The 655-nt window shown below is 36.9% G+C and carries 1 pseudogene; it reads right to left on the bottom strand.

Annotated features, from left to right (window positions below):
* Nucleotides 1–247: pseudogene (locus FW757_RS23150) on the bottom strand (transposase); the annotation flags it as partial.
* Between the last annotated feature and the right edge of the window lie 408 nt (nt 248–655).

Genomic DNA, 655 nt, shown 5'->3' with positions numbered 1-655 from the left:
CTTGGCAGTGCTGGCAACTTATTAGCTTGTCTAATCAATGCTTCGATTACTGGCTTTGTTTTATTACTAGGTACTTTCGCTAGCATTACATACCTAGAATGTCGTTCAACTAAGGTCGCGATAAAGCTGTTTTCTGAGCCTTGGTTCAAGTCCAACTCCCAGTGATCTGGAACAGCTCTGTCTTCAACATTTGATGACCTTTCACTATTGGTACAGCGTCGACTATCTTTCCTAACCCTTTACCTTTCAGCAGCAACTAAATAAGAGAGCCACTCTAATTGAACAAATAAAACTGTGTCACTAAATTTACTTTTCAGGTTCAGAATTTATCTTTTATTGCGGGGTTATTTTTATTTCACCTATTAAATAAGTCATTAGCCCTATTAAACCTAAATTACACGCATGAAGATGACTGCAGGAAATAGAAACGGAAATAAAAAGGACAGACACATATTTTGTGTCAGAAAATTTAGCACCTCTCCCGTTGTGGATAATCGCATAATTATTTTTTCACATACTGTTAGTGTTAGTTACAGAGCTTAGAATTGAGGTGCTTGGAAAGGATTTTAGGCAAAAAAAGGCAAAGCTAGGCCGTCACTTTGTTCAATAGTGTATTTTTAAAACAACCTAATAAAGATGCAACTGTTCAGCCTGC

This window comes from Pseudoalteromonas sp. 1181_04, assembly GCF_052850545.1.
Note: the sequence above shows the minus strand (reverse complement) of the source record. Positions and strands in the feature narration are given on the sequence as shown.